Annotated in this window: 20 protein-coding genes and 1 pseudogene; 15 read left to right on the top strand and 6 right to left on the bottom strand. The window is 63.3% G+C overall.

What is annotated here, in order from left to right:
* Positions 1–610 (bottom strand): ABC transporter ATP-binding protein (locus BKY26_RS15345; RefSeq protein ID WP_131541893.1); only part of this gene is annotated, 610 nt, incomplete at its 3' end.
* A gap of 24 nt (positions 611–634) precedes the next feature.
* On the bottom strand, positions 635–1,414 hold the full coding sequence (locus tag BKY26_RS15340; RefSeq protein WP_071691269.1) for an IclR family transcriptional regulator: 780 nt from the start codon (positions 1,412–1,414) through the stop codon (positions 635–637).
* A gap of 137 nt (positions 1,415–1,551) precedes the next feature.
* Between BKY26_RS15340 and BKY26_RS15335 the strand changes: the two genes are divergently transcribed.
* The 10 genes from BKY26_RS15335 (at position 1,552) to BKY26_RS15290 (ending at position 12,968) form a co-directional block, all read left to right on the top strand.
* The gene (locus tag BKY26_RS15335; protein ID WP_071691268.1) at positions 1,552–2,814 is read left to right on the top strand and encodes an ABC transporter substrate-binding protein; all 1,263 of its coding nucleotides are present in this window, start codon (positions 1,552–1,554) and stop codon (positions 2,812–2,814) included.
* A gap of 120 nt (positions 2,815–2,934) precedes the next feature.
* Positions 2,935–3,846 carry a carbohydrate ABC transporter permease gene (locus BKY26_RS15330; RefSeq protein WP_071691267.1) on the top strand — a complete coding sequence of 304 codons (912 nt, stop codon included), beginning with the start codon at positions 2,935–2,937 and terminating at the stop codon, positions 3,844–3,846.
* 14 nt (positions 3,847–3,860) lie between these two features.
* Positions 3,861–4,709, top strand: coding sequence for a carbohydrate ABC transporter permease (locus BKY26_RS15325; protein ID WP_071691266.1), 849 nt, complete (start codon positions 3,861–3,863; stop codon positions 4,707–4,709).
* Positions 4,706–6,049: an alpha-glucosidase/alpha-galactosidase gene (gene melA, locus BKY26_RS15320; protein ID WP_071691265.1), complete on the top strand. Its 1,344-nt coding sequence runs from the start codon at positions 4,706–4,708 to the stop codon at positions 6,047–6,049. Before BKY26_RS15325 ends, melA begins: the two co-directional genes overlap by 4 nt.
* 22 nt (positions 6,050–6,071) lie before the next feature.
* On the top strand, positions 6,072–7,781 hold the full coding sequence (locus BKY26_RS15315) for an IlvD/Edd family dehydratase (RefSeq protein ID WP_071691264.1): 1,710 nt from the start codon (positions 6,072–6,074) through the stop codon (positions 7,779–7,781).
* A gap of 178 nt (positions 7,782–7,959) precedes the next feature.
* The gene (locus BKY26_RS15310; RefSeq protein ID WP_071691263.1) at positions 7,960–8,727 is read left to right on the top strand and encodes an SDR family NAD(P)-dependent oxidoreductase; all 768 of its coding nucleotides are present in this window, start codon (positions 7,960–7,962) and stop codon (positions 8,725–8,727) included.
* The gene (locus tag BKY26_RS15305) at positions 8,724–9,626 is read left to right on the top strand and encodes a 2-dehydro-3-deoxygalactonokinase (RefSeq protein WP_071691262.1); all 903 of its coding nucleotides are present in this window, start codon (positions 8,724–8,726) and stop codon (positions 9,624–9,626) included. The genes BKY26_RS15310 and BKY26_RS15305 overlap by 4 nt, the downstream gene beginning before the upstream one ends.
* Positions 9,623–10,228 carry a 2-dehydro-3-deoxy-6-phosphogalactonate aldolase gene (locus BKY26_RS15300; RefSeq protein WP_071691261.1) on the top strand — a complete coding sequence of 202 codons (606 nt, stop codon included), beginning with the start codon at positions 9,623–9,625 and terminating at the stop codon, positions 10,226–10,228. Before BKY26_RS15305 ends, BKY26_RS15300 begins: the two co-directional genes overlap by 4 nt.
* Positions 10,225–11,076 carry an SMP-30/gluconolactonase/LRE family protein gene (locus tag BKY26_RS15295; protein ID WP_071691260.1) on the top strand — a complete coding sequence of 284 codons (852 nt, stop codon included), beginning with the start codon at positions 10,225–10,227 and terminating at the stop codon, positions 11,074–11,076. The genes BKY26_RS15300 and BKY26_RS15295 overlap by 4 nt, the downstream gene beginning before the upstream one ends.
* The gene (locus tag BKY26_RS15290; RefSeq protein WP_071691259.1) at positions 11,073–12,968 is read left to right on the top strand and encodes a beta-galactosidase; all 1,896 of its coding nucleotides are present in this window, start codon (positions 11,073–11,075) and stop codon (positions 12,966–12,968) included. The genes BKY26_RS15295 and BKY26_RS15290 overlap by 4 nt, the downstream gene beginning before the upstream one ends.
* Here the strand turns inward: BKY26_RS15290 and BKY26_RS15285 are convergent.
* Positions 12,965–13,774, bottom strand: a complete 810-nt coding sequence (locus BKY26_RS15285) for a division plane positioning ATPase MipZ (protein ID WP_071691258.1) — start codon at positions 13,772–13,774, stop codon at positions 12,965–12,967. The two genes, BKY26_RS15290 and BKY26_RS15285, sit on opposite strands and share 4 nt — an antisense overlap.
* Positions 13,775–14,023: 249 nt before the next feature.
* Between BKY26_RS15285 and BKY26_RS20705 the strand changes: the two are divergent.
* Positions 14,024–14,128, top strand: a pseudogene (locus BKY26_RS20705) (antibiotic biosynthesis monooxygenase); the annotation flags it as partial.
* 150 nt (positions 14,129–14,278) lie between these two features.
* A complete protein-coding gene (locus tag BKY26_RS20700; RefSeq protein ID WP_071691257.1) occupies positions 14,279–14,761 on the top strand; it encodes a hypothetical protein in 483 nt (160 codons plus the stop codon).
* A 75-nt stretch (positions 14,762–14,836) separates the two neighbouring features.
* On the opposite strand, the gene rpmE is transcribed toward BKY26_RS20700, so the two are convergent.
* Both rpmE and rplS read right to left on the bottom strand, forming a co-directional pair.
* Positions 14,837–15,058 carry a 50S ribosomal protein L31 gene (gene rpmE, locus BKY26_RS15270; RefSeq protein ID WP_071691256.1) on the bottom strand — a complete coding sequence of 74 codons (222 nt, stop codon included), beginning with the start codon at positions 15,056–15,058 and terminating at the stop codon, positions 14,837–14,839.
* A gap of 11 nt (positions 15,059–15,069) precedes the next feature.
* Positions 15,070–15,453, bottom strand: a complete 384-nt coding sequence (gene rplS, locus BKY26_RS15265; protein ID WP_071691255.1) for a 50S ribosomal protein L19 — start codon at positions 15,451–15,453, stop codon at positions 15,070–15,072.
* Between the two features lie 367 nt (positions 15,454–15,820).
* Between rplS and BKY26_RS15260 the strand changes: the two genes are divergently transcribed.
* Positions 15,821–17,128, top strand: coding sequence for an FAD-dependent oxidoreductase (locus BKY26_RS15260; protein ID WP_071691254.1), 1,308 nt, complete (start codon positions 15,821–15,823; stop codon positions 17,126–17,128).
* On the opposite strand, the gene trmD is transcribed toward BKY26_RS15260, so the two are convergent.
* Positions 17,125–17,937 carry a tRNA (guanosine(37)-N1)-methyltransferase TrmD gene (trmD, locus tag BKY26_RS15255; RefSeq protein ID WP_071691253.1) on the bottom strand — a complete coding sequence of 271 codons (813 nt, stop codon included), beginning with the start codon at positions 17,935–17,937 and terminating at the stop codon, positions 17,125–17,127. The genes BKY26_RS15260 and trmD overlap by 4 nt on opposite strands.
* Positions 17,938–18,350: 413 nt before the next feature.
* Here trmD and BKY26_RS15250 point away from each other — a divergent pair, with 413 nt between their 5' ends.
* Together BKY26_RS15250 and BKY26_RS15245 are read left to right on the top strand one after the other, a co-directional pair.
* Complete coding sequence (locus BKY26_RS15250) at positions 18,351–18,719, top strand: hypothetical protein (RefSeq protein ID WP_131541892.1); 369 nt, start codon at positions 18,351–18,353, stop codon at positions 18,717–18,719.
* 373 nt (positions 18,720–19,092) lie between these two features.
* A complete protein-coding gene (locus BKY26_RS15245) occupies positions 19,093–19,833 on the top strand; it encodes a 3D domain-containing protein (RefSeq protein WP_071691251.1) in 741 nt (246 codons plus the stop codon).
* The last annotated feature ends 3 nt before the right edge of the window (positions 19,834–19,836 follow it).

Genomic DNA, 19,836 nt, shown 5'->3' with positions numbered 1-19,836 from the left:
TCTTGTCGGCCAGCGTCATCGCCTCGACCTGGTCATGGGTGACATAGATCATCGTCGCGCCGATCTCGTTATGCAGCCGGGCGATTTCCACGCGCATCTCTACCCGCAATTCTGCATCGAGATTCGACAAAGGCTCGTCGAACAGGAACACTTCCGGCCCCCGCACGATGGCCCGCCCGATGGCCACCCGCTGCCGCTGCCCGCCGGACAGCGCCTTGGGCTTGCGTTTCAGATACTCGTCCAGCTTGAGGACGCGGCTTGCCTCTGCCACCTTGGCCTTGATCTCGGCCTTCGGGTGGCCGTTCATGCGCAGCCCGAAGCCCATGTTTTCCTCAACGGTCATATGGGGGTAGAGCGCATAGGTCTGGAACACCATCGCCACACCGCGTTCGGCCGGGTCCATCCGGGTCACATCCCGCGCGCCGATGGCGATCTGGCCATCGGTGGTTTCCTCCAGCCCCGCGATCATCCGCAGCAGCGTGGACTTGCCACAGCCCGAAGGCCCGACGAAGACGCAGAACTCCCCGTCTTCAATTTGCAGGTCGACCCCGTGGATCACCTGCGTTTCTCCGTATTTCTTGATGACCTTGTTCAGCGTTACACCGGACATGTCCTTGGTCCTCCCAGACTGGGGTCAATTGACGGTGGGGAATTGCCACGCGGTGGCCTCTTCCCCGATCTTGCGGGCGGTTTCGAGCAGATCGGGCTGAAATGCCCGGATACTGTCGAGCGAATGGCGGGTGGTGGAGGTCGCAATCGACAGCGCCCCGATGACGCGCCCCCCGTTTGTCAGGATCGGCGCGGCGATCGAGATGATGCCGGCCTCGTGTTCTTCCCGGTCGAAGGCGACGCCCTCGGCCCTTATCTGCTCCAGTTCCTTTAGCAGCGTTTCAGGGCTGGTATGGGTCGATGGCGTGTTCTTCAGGAACAACTGCTGGCGCAGGGCGCGTTCCAGCCGTTCGGGCGTCATATGGGCGAGGATCGCCTTGCCCACCCCGGTGCAATAGCCCGGCGCGACCTTGCCGGTCTGCGCGAGCGTCTCGAACCGGTCGCTCATCTTCTGCTTGTCGACGAACAGAACCTGCCCCAGTTCCATCTGGGCAAGGTGAATGGTTTCTCCGGCCTTTGCGGCCAGCACATCCACATATGGCCGCGCCACCGTTGCCAGCGTTGCTTGTTTCCACGCCGAATGGGCCAGCTTCACCAACCGCAGGCCAAGCGTATAGCTGCCTGTGTCGGGGTCATGCGACAGCATCCCCTGATTCGTCAGCGTCTGGAGCAGTCGGTAGAGGGTCGCCTTAGGGTGCTCGCTGTTTTCCAGCAATTCGGTGAACTTCACCGGGTGCCCCGCCGCAGCGACAGAATCCAGCACGTCCAATGCCTTGCCGACCGTGCCGTCGCCTGACTTCGCCATGAAAGACCTCCCCTGCGCATCCTCAGCCTTCGAGGAAACTGTTGACACAGTATCCGGCGTCCGGCTAGTTTTCAACTATAGAAACCTAGTTTCAAATAATGAAACCGTTTCGTCAAGTGGAACCAAGGGAGGACACTATGCGTTCCATCATCAAGACACCGCTGGCCGCGCTGGCGGCGACAACTCTGCTTTCCGGTATGGCGATGGCCGATGGCCACGGCCTGACCGGTGATCTGCGCATCTTTTCGGACATGTCGAACCCGGCGCCCCGCGCGATCATGGAAGGGCTGGTCGAGGAATTCGGGGAACTGCACCCCGGCCTTGAGATCGAGCTGACCGTTGTTGACCGCGAGGCGTGGAAAACCCAGATCCGCAACGCGCTGACGGCAAACCCGCCGGATGTGGTGAACTGGTACGCCGCCAACCGCATGGGCCCCTATGTGGATGCGGGCCTGTTCATGGATATCACCGACATGTGGGACGCGGGCGATTTCGCCGGTCTGGAATCGGTGCGCGGCGCGATGACCATCGACGACCGTCAATGGGGCGTGCCTTATACCTACTACCAGTGGGGCATCTACTACCGCGAGGACATCTTCAACGAGCTTGGCCTGAGCGAACCCACCACCTTCGAGGAAGAGATCGCCAACTGTCAGGTGATCGTGGATTCGGGCCGCAGCTGCTACACCATCGGCTCGCGTTACCTGTGGACCGCCGGTGGCTGGTTCGACTACCTGAACATGCGCACCAATGGCTTTGACTTCCACATGGAACTGGCCCGCGGGGAAGTGGCCTGGACGGATGAGCGCGTGCGCGCAACCTTCGCCAACTGGCGCCGCCTGATCGACATGGGCGCCTTCATCGACGACCACCAGACCTATTCCTGGCAGGAGGCGCTGCCCTTCTTCGTCAACGGCGAAGCGACCGCCTACCTGATGGGCAACTTCGTGGTGCCGCATCTGCGTGAAGCGGGTCTGTCCGATGACCAGATCGATTTCTATCAGTTCCCGGCCATCGTCGAAGGCATGCCGATGGGTGAAGACGCCCCCACCGACACGTTCCACATCCCCGCGGGTGCGCAGAACGTAGCGGCGGCACAGGAGTTCCTGCGTTTCGTCACCTCGGCGGACGTTCAGTCCCGGATCAACGGCCCCGATGGCCTTGGTCAGTTGCCCGTGAACGCGAACGCGGAAGTGGCGGATGATGAATTCATCCAGCAGGGCTTTGCGATGCTCAGCCAGAACGCCACCGGCGGCATCGCGCAGTTCTTCGACCGTGACTGGCCAGCGGAAATGGCGTCGATCGGTATGGAAGGCCTGCAGGAATTCATGGTCTTCCCGGACAACCTGGACGATATCCTGGAACGTCTGGAAGACGCGCGCCAGCGCATCTACGAATAATCCCTGATAGACTGCGCCTCGCCCCTTAAACCGGGGCGGGGCGCATCCCCCGCGTATCCGCAAGCCGCGCCATAGCCTCGCGCGCGGTTTCCGAATGCGCTGTCCAATGGAGGATAGGACATGACCCCCGCCACCGACACCCGCAGCTGGCTGCAAAAGAACCGCATGACGGTCACGCCGCTGCTGTTTCTGCTGCCCGGTCTGCTGTTCTTCGTGGTCTACGTGATCAGCCCGATCTTCCAGTCCTTCAACATCTCGCTCTACGACTGGGACGGCCTGGGCGAGGCGACCTATATCGGCCTCGACAACTACCGCGAGCTTGTGGACGACCGCGCCTTCGAAACCTCGCTCTGGAACAACCTCAAATGGCTGGCGCTCTACCTGCTGGCGATTCCGGCAGGCCTGTTCATCGCGTTGTTCCTGAACCAGACGGTCACCGGCATCCGTCTCTATAAATCGCTGTTCTTCTTCCCCTTCGTGCTGAGCCAGGTGGTCGTCGGGCTGGTCTTTTCGTGGTTTTACCTGCCGCGCGTGGGGCTGCTGAACGCGGTGCTGACCTTCTTCGGGCTGGACTCGATCAACGTGTTGGGCGACCCCGACCTTGCCACCTACGGCATCATCGCCGCCGGGCTCTGGCCGCAGACCGCCTATTGCATGATCCTCTACCTGACCGGGCTGAATGCCGTGGACCCCGAACAGATCGAGGCCGGGCGGCTGGACGGGGCCAAGGGCTGGAAAATGCTGTGGCACGTGGTGCTGCCGCAACTGAAACCGGCCACGTTCATCGCCTTCGTGGTGACGATCATCGGCGCATTGCGCAGCTTCGACCTGATTTCCATCATGACCAATGGCGGACCGTTCGGGTCGACCCGTGTGCTCAGCTTCATGATGTTCGAACAGGCCCTGTCCGAATACGGGTTCCGCATGGGCTATGGCTCCGCCATCGCGGTGGTGCTGTTCCTGATCATGCTGGTCTTCATCGGCTACTTCCTGTGGCAGATGTGGCGCGACGAGCGCGAAGCGCGGCACTGAGCGAGGAGAGACAGATGTTCCCGACCCCGATCCAGAAACGCAGCCGCGCCACGCAGGTCACCTATCAGACCCTGCTGCCGCTCGCTTTGATCCTGTGGCTTCTGCCCTTGCTGGCCGTGATGCTGTTTTCCATCCGCCCGCTCAGCGATTTCACCAACGGCAATTACTGGGGGATACCCTCGTCCTTCGATCTCTTTGCCAACTATGGCCGGGTGTTCTTCGAGTCTGACATGCCGCGCTACCTGCTGAACTCGGTCTTCATCACCGTGCCTACGGTCATCGGCGCGGTGGCCCTGTCCTGCATGACCGGCTTTGCGCTTGGCATCTACCGGTTCCGGGGCAACCTGCTGATCTTCTTCATGTTCATCGCTGGCAACTTCGTGCCTTTCCAGATCCTGATGGTTCCGGTGCGCGACCTGACCGTGTCGACCGGGCTTTATGACACCAAGACCGGGTTGGTCCTGTTCCATATCGCATTCCAGACCGGGTTCTGCACCCTCTTCATGCGCAACTTCATCCGCGCGCTGCCCTATGAACTGATCGAGGCCGCGCGGGTCGAAGGCGTCGCCGAATGGCGCATCTTCTGGTACGTGGTGCTGCCGCTGATGCGGCCCGCCATCGCCGCGCTGTCCGTGCTGATCTTCACCTTCATCTGGAACGATTACTTCTGGGCCATCGTCCTGACGCAAGGGCCCGAGGCACAGCCCGTCACCGCAGGCATCACCAGCTTCAACAGCCAGTTCGTGGCGCAATATCACCTGATGAGCGCGGGCAGCATCGTCGCCGCAATCCCGCCGGTGGCCATGTTCTTCGCCATGCAACGCCACTTCATCGCAGGTCTGACTCTAGGGGCCGTCAAATGACCAAACTCACTTTCATCGGGGCCGGGTCCACGATCTTCATGCGCAACATCTTGGGCGACATGCTCCATTTCGAGGCGCTGCGCGACGCAGAGATCGCGCTGATGGATATCGACGCCGACCGGCTGGCCGAATCCGAACAACTCGCCCGCCGCATGATCGCCACCATGGGCACCGGCGCGCGCGTGACCACCCACACCGACCAGCGCCGTGCGCTGGAGGGGGCCGATTTCGTCGTCACCGCCTTCCAGATCGGCGGCTACGACCCCTGCACCATCACCGATTTCGAGATCCCCAAGGCCTACGGGTTGCGCCAGACCATTGCCGACACGCTTGGGGTGGGGGGCATCATGCGCGGCCTGCGCACCGTGCCGCATCTGTGGAAGGTGGCCGAGGACATGGCCGCCGTCTGTCCCGACGCGTTGCTGATGCAATACGTGAACCCCATGGCGATCAACACCTGGGCGCTGGCCGAACGGTTTCCGCAGATCAAACAGGTGGGCCTCTGCCATTCCGTGCAGAACACCGTGCAGGAACTGGCCCACGATCTCGACATGGCCGAGGCCGACATCCGCTACAAGGTCGCGGGCGTCAATCACGTCGCCTTCTTCCTGCGCCTCGAAGACGCCAGTGGCGCCTCCCTCTACCCCCGCCTGCGTGACGGCTACCGCGCCGGCCGCCTGCCCAAACCCCCGCTTCTCATGCCCCGCTGCGCCAACAAGGTGCGCTACGAGGTGATGGACCACTTGGGCCATTTCTGCACCGAAAGCAGCGAGCATTTCGCAGAATACGTCCCGTGGTTCATCAAGGAGGGCCGCGAGGATCTGATCGAGCAGTTCTCCATCCCCCTCGACGAATACCCCAAGCGCTGTATTGAGCAGGTGGCCGAATGGAAGACCCAAGCCGCCGAGCTTGCCCAACAGGCCAGCATGGACGTGCCCAAAAGCCACGAATTCGCCGCCGAGATGATGAACGCCATCGTCACCGACCGCCCCTTCACCGCCTATGGCAACCTGCCCAACCGCGGCCAGATCCCGCAACTGCCCCTTGGCGCGGCGGTGGAAACCCCCTGCCTCGTGGACATGAACGGTGTGCAGCCCTCGGTCGTCACCGATATCCCGCCGCAACTGGTGGCGCTGATGCGGACCCAGATCAACGTGCAGGAACTGACCGTCCGTGCCCTGCTGGACGAAAACCCCGAACATATCTACCACGCGGCCATGATGGACCCGCATACCGCCGCCGAACTGGACCTGCGCCAGATCCGCAGCCTGGTCAGCGACCTGCTCGCCGCCCATGGCGACTGGCTGCCCGCATGGGCGCGGGTAAGACAAGCGGCCTGAGGGCCAGAACGGACGAAAGACCATGACCAAGACAAGACGCAGCGCAGGGTGGTACGGCAAGCTCGACCGCGACGGGTTCATTCACCGCAGCTGGATGAAGAACCAGGGCTTTCCCGATCACGCCTTCGACGGTCGCCCGGTGATCGGCATCTGCAACACCTGGTCGGAGCTCACCCCCTGCAATTCCGGCCTGCGCGACCTTGCCGAGGGCGTCAAACGCGGCGTGTGGGAGGCGGGCGGTTTCCCCGTCGAATTCCCGGTGATGAGCCTTGGCGAAACCCAGATGAAGCCCACGGCGATGCTGTTCCGCAACCTGCTCGCCATGGATGTGGAGGAATCGATCCGTGCCTACGGGATCGACGGCGTCGTGCTGCTCGGCGGTTGCGACAAGACCACGCCGGGCCAGCTGATGGGCGCGGCCTCCGTCGATCTGCCCACCATCGTGGTCAGTTCCGGCCCGATGCTGAACGGCAAGTGGAAGGGGCAGGATATCGGCTCCGGCACGGATGTGTGGAAATTCTCCGAGGCCGTGCGCGCGGGCGAGATGACCTTGCAGGATTTCATGGCCGCCGAATCGGGCATGTCGCGCAGCAAAGGCGTCTGCATGACCATGGGCACCGCGTCGACCATGGCCTCGCTGGTCGAGGCGATGGGCATGTGCCTGCCCACCAACGCCGCGCTGCCCGCCGTGGACAGCAGACGCATGGCGCTGGCCCACCTGACCGGCAAGCGCATCGTGGAAATGGTCGATGAGGATATCAAACCCTCCGATGTCATGACCCGCGAAGCCTTTGAAAACGCCATCCTTGCCAATGCCGCCGTGGGCGGTTCGACCAATGCGGTTGTGCACCTGCTGGCCATCGCGGGCCGCGTCGGGGTGGACCTGACGCTCAAGGATTTCGAACTTGGCGGCGACATTCCCCTGCTGGTGAACTGCATGCCCTCTGGCAAATACCTGATGGAGGATTTCTGCTACGCGGGCGGCATGCCCGTGGTGCTGAACGAGTTGGGTGACCGGCTGCGCAGTGCCAAGACCGTCCTCGGCGGCGATATCTCCGCCTATGCCGATGGGGCCGAATGCTACAACCGCGACGTCATCCGGTCCCTCGACGATCCGCTGAAACCGGCGGCGGGCCTGCGCGTACTACGCGGCAATCTTGCGCCTGACGGGGCGATCATCAAGCCCTCCGCCGCCACCGACGCGCTTCTGGAACATGAGGGCGAGGCCTACGTCTTCGATTCGATCGAGGACTTCAAAGCCAATGTCGACCGCGACGACCTGCCGGTCACACCCGACACGATCCTCGTGCTCAAGGGCTGCGGCCCCAAGGGCTATCCCGGCATGCCGGAGGTCGGCAACATGCCGATCCCCAAGAAACTCGTCCAGCAGGGCGTGCGCGACATGGTCCGCGTCTCCGATGCCCGCATGTCCGGCACCGCCTACGGTACGGTCGTTCTCCATGTCTCGCCCGAGGCACAGGCCGGCGGCGCGCTCGCGCTCGTCAAGACCGGCGACCGCATCCGCCTCTCCGCCAACGAAGGCCGGCTGGAATTGCTCATCTCGGATGAAGAGCTCGCCACCCGCCGCGCCGCATGGCAGCCCGATCCGCCCCACTACACACGCGGCTACGCGAAAATGTATGTCGATCACGTGCTGCAAGCCGACAAGGGTGCCGATCTCGACTTCCTCGTCGGAAAGGATACCCGCCCCGTCACCCGCGAAAGCCATTGATCCAGACCCCCGCCCCCGTTTTCTTTGTTCCAAAAATATCCCGGGGGGTGCGGGGGGCTGGCCCCCCGCGGGTCGACGCGCGAAGCGCGGCGAAACTGCCAAACGTATGCACGGGGGGTGTACAGGGGGTGTACGCCCGGTGCACGGGGGGCACCCCCCAATTTCGAAGGGAAAACCGATGACCCACCCGATCTATCCCGACCTTCAAGGCGCGTCCGTCTTCGTCACCGGCGGCGGCTCCGGTATCGGCGCGGCGCTGACCGAGGGCTTCCTCCGGCAAGGCGCGAAAGTCGCTTTCGTCCAACGCTCCGACGCGTCGGATTTCGTTGATGAGATGGAGGCAAGTACCGGAAATCGCCCGCTTTTCCTGCCCTGCGACATCACCGACATCGCCGCCCTGCAAGGCGCGATTGCCCAGGCGGTAGAGGCGCACGGCGCCCTCGACGTGCTCGTCAACAACGCCGCCAACGACAAGCGCCACACGACCGAGGAGGTGACGGAAGAGTTCTGGGACTGGTCCCAGTCCATCAACCTCAAAGCCTATTTCTTCGCCTGTCAGGCTGCCGCCAAGTCTATGAAAGAAAACGGAAAAGGCGCGATCATCAACTTCTCTTCGATCTCCTACATGATGGGCAATTCCGGCTATCCCGCCTACACGACGGCCAATGGCGGCATCACTGCCATGACCCGCAGCCTCGCACGCGAATTCGGCCCCGACCGCATTCGCGTCAATGCGCTGGCTCCGGGCTGGGTTTTGACGCAGAAACAGAAGGATCTGTGGGTCACGCCCGAAGGCCTCGCCGCCCATCTGGACCGCCAATGCCTGAAGGATACACTGGCCCCTGAAGACATCGTCGGCGGCACGCTGTTCCTGGCCTCCGACAGTTCAAAAATGATGACAGGTCAGGTACTTGTCATAGATGGCGGCGTTGTGGTGACGGGATGAACAGGACGGATTGGATCGCGGTTGACTGGGGCACCTCGCACCTGCGCGTCCGGGCCATTGGCGCAGATGGTGCGGTACTGGACAAGGCCGGGTCAACGGACGGAATGGGCAGCCTCGCGCAGGCCGATTTCGAACCCGCCCTCCTGCGCCTGATCGACCCGTGGCTTGGCGATACGCCCACCCCCGTCATCGCCTGCGGCATGGTCGGCGCGAAACAGGGCTGGGTCGAGGCCCCCTATCGCCCTGTCCCCTGCAAACCCGGCGAGGCCGCGCCGATCACACCCGCAACGCAGGACAGCCGCATCCGGCTCCATATCCTGCCCGGCGTCAGCCAGGACAGCCCCGCCGACGTGATGCGGGGGGAGGAGACGCAAACCGCTGGAGTCATTCACGAAAACCCGGCTTTCGACGGCATCCTCTGCCTGCCCGGAACGCATACGAAATGGATCCACATCTCGGCGGAAGAGATCGTCAGTTTCCGCACCGCGATGACGGGGGAGCTTTTCGCGCTGCTCTCGCACCACTCCGTCCTCCGCCATTCCGTGGGTGGCGAGGATTTCGACCGCGATGCGTTTGACAGTGCCGTGGCCGAGACCCTTTCCCGCCCCGAACGGTTGGCGCAATCGCTGTTCAACATCCGTGCCGAGGGGCTGCTTCGTGGCCAATCCAATGCCGCCGCCAAAGGGCGCCTTTCCGGCCTTCTGATCGGGGCGGAACTTGCCGCCGCGAAACCCTACTGGCTCGGTCAGCAGGTGCTGATCGGCGGTGCGCCCGCACTGGTGGCGCTCTACGAACGGGCGATGCAAAATCAAGGGGTTACCTGCCTGACCCGCGACGCGGAAACCCTGACCCTCGCGGGGCTGCGCCTCGCCCATGCCAAGCTGACGGAGGCACCATGAGCCGCCCCATCATCGCCATTCTGCGCGGGATCACCCCGCCTGAGGCCGTGCCCATCACCGAGGCGCTGATCGCCGCCGGGATCACCCGGATCGAGGTGCCGCTGAACTCGCCCGACCCGTTCGACAGCATCGCGGCCATGGCCCGCGCGTTCGGAAGCGATGCTCTGATCGGCGCGGGCACGGTTCTGACGCCCGCGGACGCCGCCCGCGTCGCGGATGTGGGCGGCAAGCTGGTGGTGTCTCCCAATATGGATCCGGACGTGATTTCCGAGACCAAACGATTGGGATTGCAGAGTTTTCCCGGCGTGATGACGCCCACGGAATGCTTTGCCGCGCTGAAAGCCGGGGCTGACGGGCTGAAAATCTTTCCTGCCAGCCTGATCGGCCCCGATGGCGTCAAGGCGATCCGCGCGGTGCTGCCCATGGGCACGCAGGTCTATGCAGTCGGCGGCGCGGGGCCGGATAACTTCGCGGACTGGTGGCGCGCCGGTGTCGACGGTTTCGGGATCGGGACGGCGCTTTACACGCCGGGCCTTTCCGCAGCCCAGATCAGTTCCCGCGCCGCCGCGCTTGTCACCGCCTTCGACGAGGCCACCGCATGACCGCGCAGGTCTTTGACAACCGCCCCTGCGATCTGGGCGAGGGGCCGCTTTGGCACCCGGAGCGGGGGCAGCTTTTCTGGTTCGACATCAACGGCAAGCGGTTGCTGACAGCGGGACAGGAATGGGTGTTCAATCGCCATGTCTCTGCCGCTGGATGGGTCGGTCAGGACGCTCTGCTGGTTGCGACCGAAACCGACCTCATCACACTCAACCTCGAAACCGGCGCGCAGGAGATCATCACGCCGCTGGAGGCCGACAACCCCGTGACCCGTTCGAACGATGGCCGTGCGGACCCGTGGGGCGGCTTCTGGATCGGGACCATGGGCAAGCGAGCCGAGCCGCGCGCTGGCGCGATCTATCGCTATTACCGGGGAGAGCTGCGCAGGCTTTACGACCGGATCACGATCTCGAACGCGATCTGTTTCGCGCCCGATGGAACCTATGCCCATTTCGCGGATACTGCGCCGGGCAAGGTCTGGCGGCAGCGCCTGTCTGACAAGGATGGTTGGCCCGTGGGTGACCCCGAGATTTTCCTTAACCACGGTCCCGATGGCCCCAACCCCGATGGGGCGGTGCTGGATGCCCAGGGCAATTTCTGGTGCGCGGAATGGGGATCGTCGCGGGTGCGTTGCTATGCGCCTGACGGCGTCGTTCTAAGGGACGTGACGTTGCCAGTGTCTCAGCTGTCCTGCCCGGCGTTCGGCGGGCCTGACCTGCGCGATCTTTACATCACTACGGCTCGGGAGGGCCTTTCCGAAAGCGATCTGGCAAAGGAGCCGCTGGCGGGGCAGGCCTTCGTCGCCGCGAACATCGCCCAAGGTCAACGCGAACACGAGGTCATCCTGTGAAACGCACGCTCGGAACCTGCTACTACCCTGAACACTGGCCGGAAGCGCAGTGGGGAGAGGACGCCGCCCGCATGGCGGAGGTTGGGCTGACCTGGATCCGCATCGGCGAATTCGCGTGGTCGCGGCTGGAACCCACGCCGGGCGACCTGCGCTTCGACTGGCTCGACCGGGCGATTGAAACGCTCGGGGCGTCGGGGCTCAAGGTGGTTCTCGGCACCCCCACGGCGACACCGCCGCGCTGGATGCTGGACCGGCACCCCGACATGCCGGCGGTGGATGCTGGGGGGCGCCCGCGCGGGTTTGGCTCCCGCAGGCACTACTGTTTCAGCCATGACGGCTACCGCGAGGAAAGCGCGCGGATCACGCGGTTGCTGGCGGAGCGCTACGGGCGCAACCCCCATGTGGCCGCGTGGCAGACGGATAACGAATACGGCTGCCATGACACGGTGATTTCCTATTCCGACGCGGCGTGTGTGGCCTTCCGGGACTGGTGCAAGGATCGCTACGGCAGCATCGAGGCGCTGAACGCGGCGTGGGGCAATGTCTTCTGGTCGATGGAGTATCAAGGCTTCGATCAGATCGGCCTGCCCAACCTGACGGTGACGGAACCCAACCCGGCGCACGGGCTCGCCTTCCGGCGCTTCAGTTCCGACCAGGTGGCGCGGTTTAACGCGGTGCAGGTGAACATCATCCGCGCCTATTCCGACGCGCCGATTTCGCACAATTACATGGGGCGGATCACCGATTTCGATCACTACGACACCGGTCGCCAAATGGAGATTGCCACCTGGGACAGCTACCCGATGGGGTTTCTGGAGGACCGGATCGAAGCGGATGGCACCCATAAACGCCGCTACGCGCGGCAGGGCGACCCGGACTTTCAGGCCTTTCACCACGATCTGTACCGCGCCGTCGGTAATGGTCGTTGGTGGATCATGGAACAGCAACCCGGCCCGGTGAACTGGGCCCCCTACAACCCCGCGCCGCTGCCGGGGATGCCGCGCCTTTGGGCGTGGGAGGCGTTTGCGCATGGGGCCGAGGCGGTGTGCTACTTCCGCTGGCGGCAGGCCCCATTCGCGCAGGAGCAGATGCATGCGGGGCTGCTGCGCCCTGACAGCCAGCCCGCGCAGGCCTATCACGAGGCCGCTCAGGTGGCGCGGGAACTGGCGGAGCTGCAAGAGGTGGAGGCGAGTCAGGCGCCTGTGGCTTTGGTCTTCGACTACGCGGCCCAGTGGGCGTGGGCTGTGCAGCCGCAAGGGCAGGGGCAGGACTATTTCCGGCTGGTGTTCGAAACCTACCGGGCGTTGCGCAAGCTTGGCCAATCGGTCGATATCCTGCCGCCCGATATCGCTGATCTGTCCGGCTATCGGCTGGTGCTTGCCCCCGGCGCGGTGACGCTGTCCGAGCCGTTCAAGGCGGCCATAGCAGCCCATGACGGGCCGGTGATCCTCGGCCCCCGGACCAATGCCAAGACCGCCGAGATGCATATCCCGGTGCCGTTGCCACCCGCGATACCCGGCCTCGATGTGACGGTCGCTCGCGTTGAATCGTTGCGCCCGGACATGCCGCGCCCTGTTGACGGCGGCGGGTATGTGCAGCTTTGGCAGGAGGATCTGGAGGGCAATGCGGAGGTCACGTTGCGCGGCGCAGATGGCCAGCCGCTGGCCATGACGAACGGGCGGATCACCTATCTGGGCGCGTGGTTGGACCCCGAAGCGTTGACAGCGTTTCTGCGCGATGCGCTGACGAGGGCGGGGGTGCAGACCACCGATATGCCCGGAGGATTGCGCCGCAGGCAAGCCGGGAAGACGGAGTTCCTGATCAACTATGATCCGGAGCCGCAGCATTGGGATGGTGTGACCGTCCCCGCTGCAGGCGTTGCCTGGCGTTAGAAATCCACCGATACGCCGGGCAGGTTCAGCGTTTTCATCAGGTCGCGCAGTTCCTGCCGGGCGGCAAGGTTCGAAATGTTCAGCCGGTCCACGCCTAGCGCGCGCAGGTCCAGCAGCGTCATGCCCGTCGGGAACAACTCTCGGAAGATCACCCGCTCGCTCATTCCTGGCGCGACACGGAACCCGATGCGGCGCGAGAGGTTGGTCAGCGCCTCGCCCACCTTGCGCTTGTTATGCATCATCTGCGCACCCAAGCGGTTGCGCACCACGATCCAGTCAATGGGCTTCAACCCGGCCTTGGCGCGCAGCTGGCGGGAATGCCAGACCATTTCGGAATACACCGACGGGCCTTTGATCTCGTAGGTCTCGGGGTCGATCCGGGCCAGAAGGTCGAAATCGACGAAACTGTCATTCATCGGGGTGACCAGCGTATCGGCCAGCGAATGGGCTACTTGGCTGAGCCTTGTGTGAGAGCCGGGGCAGTCGATGACGATGAAATCGCAGCGCGGGTCGAGGTCCGCCACGGCCATGGACAGCCGCCGGTCATAGATGTTCTCGTCGGGGCCGAGCGTGGCGGGGTCCACGTCTGGCAGCTCGATCAGGAAGGGCGCGGGCAGGTCCAGTTCGCGCGCGGTGATCGTGTTCTGACGGTTTTCCAGGTAGCGTCCGAAGGTGCGTTGCCGCAGGTCGAGGTCGAGCCCCCCCACGCGGTGCCCCAGATTGGCAAGGGCCGTGGCCACATGCATGGCGGTGGTCGACTTGCCCGACCCGCCCTTTTCATTGCCGAAAACGATGATATGCGCCACCGGAGTCCCCTTCGCGGTCTTGGTCTCGTTTGCCCTCATTTCGTGGGGCAAATCGGTTTGGCCGCAATATACGGGGTTAAGCGGGTGGTGTTAAGCGCGAATGACCGGCAATCAACCCATTGCGGGGAATGCCCTGTGAAACGCTGTTTTTCCGGTCGGGCTGAACCGGATCACGCGGCTGCCGGGCAGTGGCCGGAGATTGCCTGCCAAATGGTCGGGACACAGCCATGATATACGCTCCGCTCGGTCGGGGTCTTTGCTGACTACCGCCTGCGTGTGGCCCACGTGTTGCGCGACTACGGCCTGGCGGACCGGGCGGAGGCCCCATCAGATAGCCGTGCCGAGAACGGCTGATGCCGCCGGGTCGGGTCCAGATCTGCCCGCGTGTTTCCTTCCTTTTGCGCGCATGCTTCCCGACATCAGCCGCAATCACCCATTATCCGGCAGAATGGGGACGTAAAAATTGTCCCAAATTGTACCAGCAGTACTGAACGGAGCAGTAAGATGTGGAAAGACTTTCTTGGAAATGAAAGCGGTGCCGTGACCGTGGATTGGGTCGTGCTGACCGGCGGCCTCGTGGGGCTCGGTCTGGCAACGACGGCCATCGTTTCGGCGGGTGTGCAAGACCTGTCCGGGGACACGCGGGGCGCATTGGAATCGGACAGCATCATCGCGGCGAGTTTCGGCACCGAATGGCCCGAATTCGTACTTGGAAACTATCAGCGCCCGCGCCCGGACCATCATACCGGCAACTGGAACCACCTTGTTGGTGCGATCGGCAGTTACAACGAGGATCAGCTGAATCTTCTGATGACGCAGGGGCTGGATCTTTACGAAAACGGTGGAACGGCAGAGATCCAGGCATGGGGGATCGACACCTATGCCCTTGGCTATGACCAGATGCAGGCGCGTGGTATGGACACGACCGGCATGACCAACCCCAATGAACTGCTTGCCGGTTTCGAAGCGCAGCACGGGGCCACCTGACGGTCCCGGCAGCAGAGACGAAAAACGCCGCCCCGAATGAGGGCGGCGTTTCTTTGTTCCGAAAACCGGGCTGGCTCAGAAGCCGAGGCCTTCGTATTTCTTCTTGAACTTCGACACGCGGCCGCCAGTGTCCATCAGGCGCGAGGTGCCGCCGGTCCAGGCCGGGTGCACGGTGGGGTCGATGTCCAGCGACAGTTGATCGCCCTCGGCGCCCCAGGTGGATTTCATCTGGATGATGGTGCCGTCGGTCATCTTGACGTCGATCAGGTGATAATCGGGATGGGTGTCTTTTTTCATGGTCCCGGTCCTTACGCTTCTGCGCCAGCTTTGGGCTTGTAGTTGGAAACTTCCGCGATACGGGCGGATTTACCGCGACGCGACCGCAGGTAGTACAGCTTGGCGCGACGCACGCGGCCACGGCGCACGACGGTGATGCTGTCGATATTGGTCGAATGCAGCGGGAACACACGTTCCACGCCTTCGCCAAAGGAAATCTTGCGGACGGTGAAAGACCCGGCGATGCCCGAGCCGTTCTTGCGCGCGATGCAGACGCCTTCGTAGTTCTGCACACGGGTACGCGTGCCTTCGGTCACCTTGTAGCCAACGCGGATGGTGTCACCCGCCTTGAAATCCGGAATCTCTTTGCCAAGCGCAGCGACCTGCTCGGCTTCCAGCTGTGCGATAAGATCCATCGCAACTCTCCATTTCTGATCGTGGTTTTCCCACGAATGTGATGTCCGCCTCAGAGCTCTTGGTCTTCTTCCGGGTCCGCCAATGCGCCCGCCAGAGATCAGGTCGTCTTTACCTTTGTGGCGTCTTGCGGAGCGGGGACCGCGACGCGAAGCCGAAGAAAGCTCCGCCGCAAATGATCCTGCCCATAGCAAAAACAGCCCCGAGTCGGATTTCCGACCGGGACGGGCGGGGTATATGGGGGAAGGGGGGGCGGATCAAGCCCCGAGTTGCTGGATGTGTCGCAAACGGGCCAGCCAGTGCTGCGGCCTGACCATAGCCTTCCCGAAAGCGCCCCATCAGACACGACCGGAACAGGAGATTCCTCGAATGACAGAGCCGACGCACAGCCCCGACCTGCTGGTGGTGGGGGGAGGCACCGCCGGGTTTGGCGCAGCGGTTGCCGGGGCGCGGCAGGGGGCGTCTGTGTGCCTGATCGAAGCCGGAGCCAAACTGGGCGGCGTCATGGCCTTTTGCCCCGGTATGCCATGGGGCGGCGGTTTTCCGTGTGACGTGTCGATCGGGGGCCTCTTCGACGAGCTGACGGACAGGCTGGCCGCGATGGACCCGCCCGCCGCCGAAAAGCGCTATTCGACGCTGGAAAACTTCGGGGCGGAGGTGATCTATGACCCTGACATGGCGCAGATAGAGATGTTCGCCATGCTGGAGGAGGCAGGCGTTCAGCTGCATCTAAACACGCTGGCCGAGGCCCCGGTGATGGAGGGCAACCGGATTGCCGCTATCCGCGCGATGGACCGGCACGGGCCGCTGACCTTCTGTCCCCGAATGGTGGTGGATGCCTCTGGCGATGGTCATATCGCGGCACAGGCGGGGGTCCCTTTCGATCTGGGCGACGCCAGCGGCAAGATGATGGGCGTGACGCTGTCCTTCCTGATGGTGAACGCGCCCTGGGATCAGGTCTTTGCCGAGGGCGACCCCTATTTCACGCGCTTCGCTGAAAAAGGCGTGGCCGAGGGACGGCTGCACCCGGACCTTGCGCAGCTTTACATGATGAAGGGGTTCCACCCTGGTACGGTCTTCTGCAATTCGGTTGTGATCCGCAATGTGGACGGCACCGACCCGGCCTCGGTCGCGCGCGCGACGCAGGAAGGCCGCCGCCGGGTGGCGCAGCTGGTGGCGTTTCTGCGAACCGATGTGCCGGGGTTCGAGCGCGCCTGGATGACAGCGCTTGGCCCCACCGTGGGTGTGCGTGAAACCCGCAAGCTGCATGGGATGCACCGGCTGACCGGGGCAGAGGTCGCGGCGGGCACCAAGTTCCCCGACGGGATCGTGGCCTGTTCCAACCCGGTCGATGACGTGATGCGCGGGGATGGCGGCGCGATGACCCATGACGCGGCATTGGAAGAGGGGTTCTATACGCTGCCCTTCCGTGCACTGGTGCCTGAACGGGTGGAAAACCTGATGTTCGCGGGCCGCAACGTGTCCGCCGACCCGGTGGCCTTCGCCTCGATCCGGGGGATGCCGCAATGCATGGCCATGGGGCAGGCCGTGGGCAACGCGGCAGCGCTTGTTCTGGCGGGGAACGGTCCGGTGCAGGCGCTGGACCCCACGCGCGTGGTGGCCGCGATGCAGGCGCAGGGGCTGCGCGGGCTGGCAGGCGAGGGATTGAGGGGTTAGGCCTTGTCCTTGCGGGCCTGATAGGCTTCCCACAGATCGGGGCGCCGTTCCCGCGTCAGGGCCTCGGACTGCGCCTTGCGCCACGCTTCGATCTTGCCGTGATGGCCAGACAGCAGAACCTCGGGGATCTCGCGGCCTTCCCAGATGGCGGGCTTGGTGTATTGCGGATGTTCCAACAGCCCGTCAGAGAAGCTTTCCTCCTCGGTCGAAGCCTGGTTGCCCAGAACCTTGGGGATCAGCCGCACGGTGGCGTCGATGACGGTCTGCGCCGCGATCTCTCCGCCCGTCAGCACGAAATCCCCGATGGAGATTTCTTCCATCCCGAAATGGTCGATCACCCGCTGGTCTACGCCTTCAAAGCGACCGCAGAGCAGCGTCATCCCCTCGGCCTGCGCAAAGCGTTGCGCGTCGGCCTGGGTGAAGGGCTTGCCACGTGGGCTGAGATAGACGCGCGGCCAGCGGGCGGGATCGTCTGGCGTGCCGTTGGAGGCCATCCGCATTGCCCGCCCCAGAACATCGGGCCGCATCACCAGCCCCGCGCCGCCGCCCGCAGGCGTGTCATCCACGTTGCGATGCTTGCCCGCCCCGAAGATGCGCAGATCAATCGGTTCCAGCGCCCACAACCCCTGTTGCAACGCCTTGCCGGTCAGCGAGGCCCCCAGAACGCCGGGAAAGACTTCGGGGAACAGGGTCAGCACCTTGGCCGTCCACGCGCCTTTCAGGCGGGGCGTGGGCGTCATCAGGTCCCGGGGCTTCAGGCTCGCGCTGATCGACAGGCGGCCATGGGATTTGGAGGGTGTGTCAGACATGCGCCAAGGGGTTACTCGCAAGCGGGGCCCGATACAATAGAGGCCGCATCGCGACGACACTGCTCTGACCTTGGACGGGGATGCAGCGATTGGCTGATTTGAGCCCACTTTGACCGATGCTGCACCGTGCGCAAATGTCCGCTCCTCGGGCTGCGGCCAAAAACGTGACAAAATTAAACCGAGTTTCGCCAAGGGTTTGTGGCACAAGATTTTTCAGTGATTGTCAGCGCATCGCCGCCCGTGACAAAAACGACCGTTTTTGGCAGGGAGGTTTTGGCACGGGGTTATTGTCCACACCGCATAGGCGCAAATTTGATTGAGAAATTCAAAATACTCCGGAAAACTGGTGTTTCTTGATGGTTTCAAAGATATGAGATAGCTTTGGATATCGATTATTGCTGACGGAGAGTGATTTGGAAGACCAATACATAAGAGTAGCCGGGAATATCGACGATACCGAAATCCTCCGGGAGTCGGAGCTTCTGCTGAAAGAAAGACCTGAACTTTTCTCGGCGCTTGAAAAGGCGAAAGCGGATATTCTGGCCGTAGTGCGAGACGATGAGAAGTTTCCTGCCCTTGCAGCATTGAACCGAGATCCTCCAGCGTTCGCCACAGAACCTCCACCGCCGGTCATTGTTTGCGAATATGTGATTTGGTGCGAACAGCACGGTTACATAGATACTGTGATGCCTGCAGAGCTAGGCGCCGCGCTCGAAAAGCATGGCAAGACGGACGGCGAGCACAATATGAGAACCGAAAAGCGCTGCAATGTGCTCTGCTAAGTTAGGAGGCCTTCACGCCACTCGGGGAAATCGCGCCTGCGGTTTTCCGATCTGCCCAAGCTAGTTTCTGACCCAGAGCAAAGCGCTTCTGGTTCACAGGAGTTCTGACAAAACCCATACGTTTGTGTCACCGGCGAAAACGACCGTTATTGACCGGGCGGGATGTCTGCATAAGCGGTCGTTGGTTCCGTGGTGGCGAGAGCCCGCGTTGTCTCGCAAAGTCGCTTTTGGCGCTATGGTCCGCGAATGACCGCCTTTCTGTCCATGACGAGCATGTCCTCTTATACAAGGAGCCATAGCGCGCCGCGCTTGCTTTTTTCACCAAGATGCTAGGATATAGGGCAGTTTTTGAACAAACGGATTTCTGACGGCCATGTTCTCTCGTCTTTTGCGCCGCCTGCTTGTGTGCGGTTTCGGTCTTGGCGTCGCGGGTTGCGGCGCTCAGCATGCCCCGCCGCCGGACGGCACCCCGATCACGGTCTGGGCCACGGTCTATCGCCTGGTGGACGGCCGCACGGATGGCGGCGGCATCCCGATCCGCAGCATGGGCGGCAGGGTGATTGGCCCCACAGTCGCGCGAGCTGACTGGTGTGCGGGGGCGCTGGCGGGCAGCCTGCGGGTGGGGGGCGAGGTTTTCAACTTCGCAGGCGTCACCGGATCGCCGCAGGCCAATTGCAGCCATGGACCAAGCGAGCGTGTGCGCTGGCAACGCTCACCGCACCCCTATGGCACAGGGGCCCGCAGCAACCCGCTTCACCCGTTTCGCACCATCGCCTGCGATCTGGGATGGGTCGGCGGGTCCACCCCGTGGGTGAATGGCGGCTACCCGGAATTCGGTCAGCGCATCTACATCCCTGCGGCTGACGGAGTGGAGTTGCCCGATGGAACCGTGCATGACGGCATCTTTGTCTGCGAGGATACGGGCGGCGCGGTGACCGGCAATCATATCGACGTGTTTCTCGGCCCCATGTCCGGCCCGATGAGCCGGGTCATTGCCCGCAACCCGTTCGATTTCGTCAGCCATGGAGACCACGCCGAGGTGCAGGCCTTCCTTCTGCCGATGGAAACGGACACGCAGCCGCAACCCTGCCGAGGCCTGTTCTGTCCGCGATAGGGA

This window comes from Nioella sediminis, from assembly GCF_001879695.1.
GTDB classification, from domain to species: domain Bacteria; phylum Pseudomonadota; class Alphaproteobacteria; order Rhodobacterales; family Rhodobacteraceae; genus Nioella; species Nioella sediminis.
The sequence above is the reverse complement of the archived record's forward strand: the minus strand, read 5'-3'. Positions and strand labels throughout refer to the sequence as shown.

Coding starts and splice junctions, on each gene's coding strand:
- BKY26_RS15310 (WP_071691263.1), top strand. CDS start 7,960: ATGACCCACCCGATCTATCCCGACCTTCAAGGCGCGTCCGTCTTCGTC.
- BKY26_RS20700 (WP_071691257.1), top strand. CDS start 14,279: ATGTGGAAAGACTTTCTTGGAAATGAAAGCGGTGCCGTGACCGTGGAT.
- BKY26_RS15340 (WP_071691269.1), bottom strand. CDS start 1,414: ATGGCGAAGTCAGGCGACGGCACGGTCGGCAAGGCATTGGACGTGCTG.
- BKY26_RS15300 (WP_071691261.1), top strand. CDS start 9,623: ATGAGCCGCCCCATCATCGCCATTCTGCGCGGGATCACCCCGCCTGAG.
- BKY26_RS15295 (WP_071691260.1), top strand. CDS start 10,225: ATGACCGCGCAGGTCTTTGACAACCGCCCCTGCGATCTGGGCGAGGGG.
- BKY26_RS15260 (WP_071691254.1), top strand. CDS start 15,821: ATGACAGAGCCGACGCACAGCCCCGACCTGCTGGTGGTGGGGGGAGGC.
- BKY26_RS15325 (WP_071691266.1), top strand. CDS start 3,861: ATGTTCCCGACCCCGATCCAGAAACGCAGCCGCGCCACGCAGGTCACC.
- rplS (WP_071691255.1), bottom strand. CDS start 15,453: ATGGATCTTATCGCACAGCTGGAAGCCGAGCAGGTCGCTGCGCTTGGC.
- BKY26_RS15330 (WP_071691267.1), top strand. CDS start 2,935: ATGACCCCCGCCACCGACACCCGCAGCTGGCTGCAAAAGAACCGCATG.
- trmD (WP_071691253.1), bottom strand. CDS start 17,937: ATGTCTGACACACCCTCCAAATCCCATGGCCGCCTGTCGATCAGCGCG.
- BKY26_RS15305 (WP_071691262.1), top strand. CDS start 8,724: ATGAACAGGACGGATTGGATCGCGGTTGACTGGGGCACCTCGCACCTG.
- BKY26_RS15335 (WP_071691268.1), top strand. CDS start 1,552: ATGCGTTCCATCATCAAGACACCGCTGGCCGCGCTGGCGGCGACAACT.
- BKY26_RS15315 (WP_071691264.1), top strand. CDS start 6,072: ATGACCAAGACAAGACGCAGCGCAGGGTGGTACGGCAAGCTCGACCGC.
- rpmE (WP_071691256.1), bottom strand. CDS start 15,058: ATGAAAAAAGACACCCATCCCGATTATCACCTGATCGACGTCAAGATG.
- melA (WP_071691265.1), top strand. CDS start 4,706: ATGACCAAACTCACTTTCATCGGGGCCGGGTCCACGATCTTCATGCGC.
- BKY26_RS15245 (WP_071691251.1), top strand. CDS start 19,093: ATGTTCTCTCGTCTTTTGCGCCGCCTGCTTGTGTGCGGTTTCGGTCTT.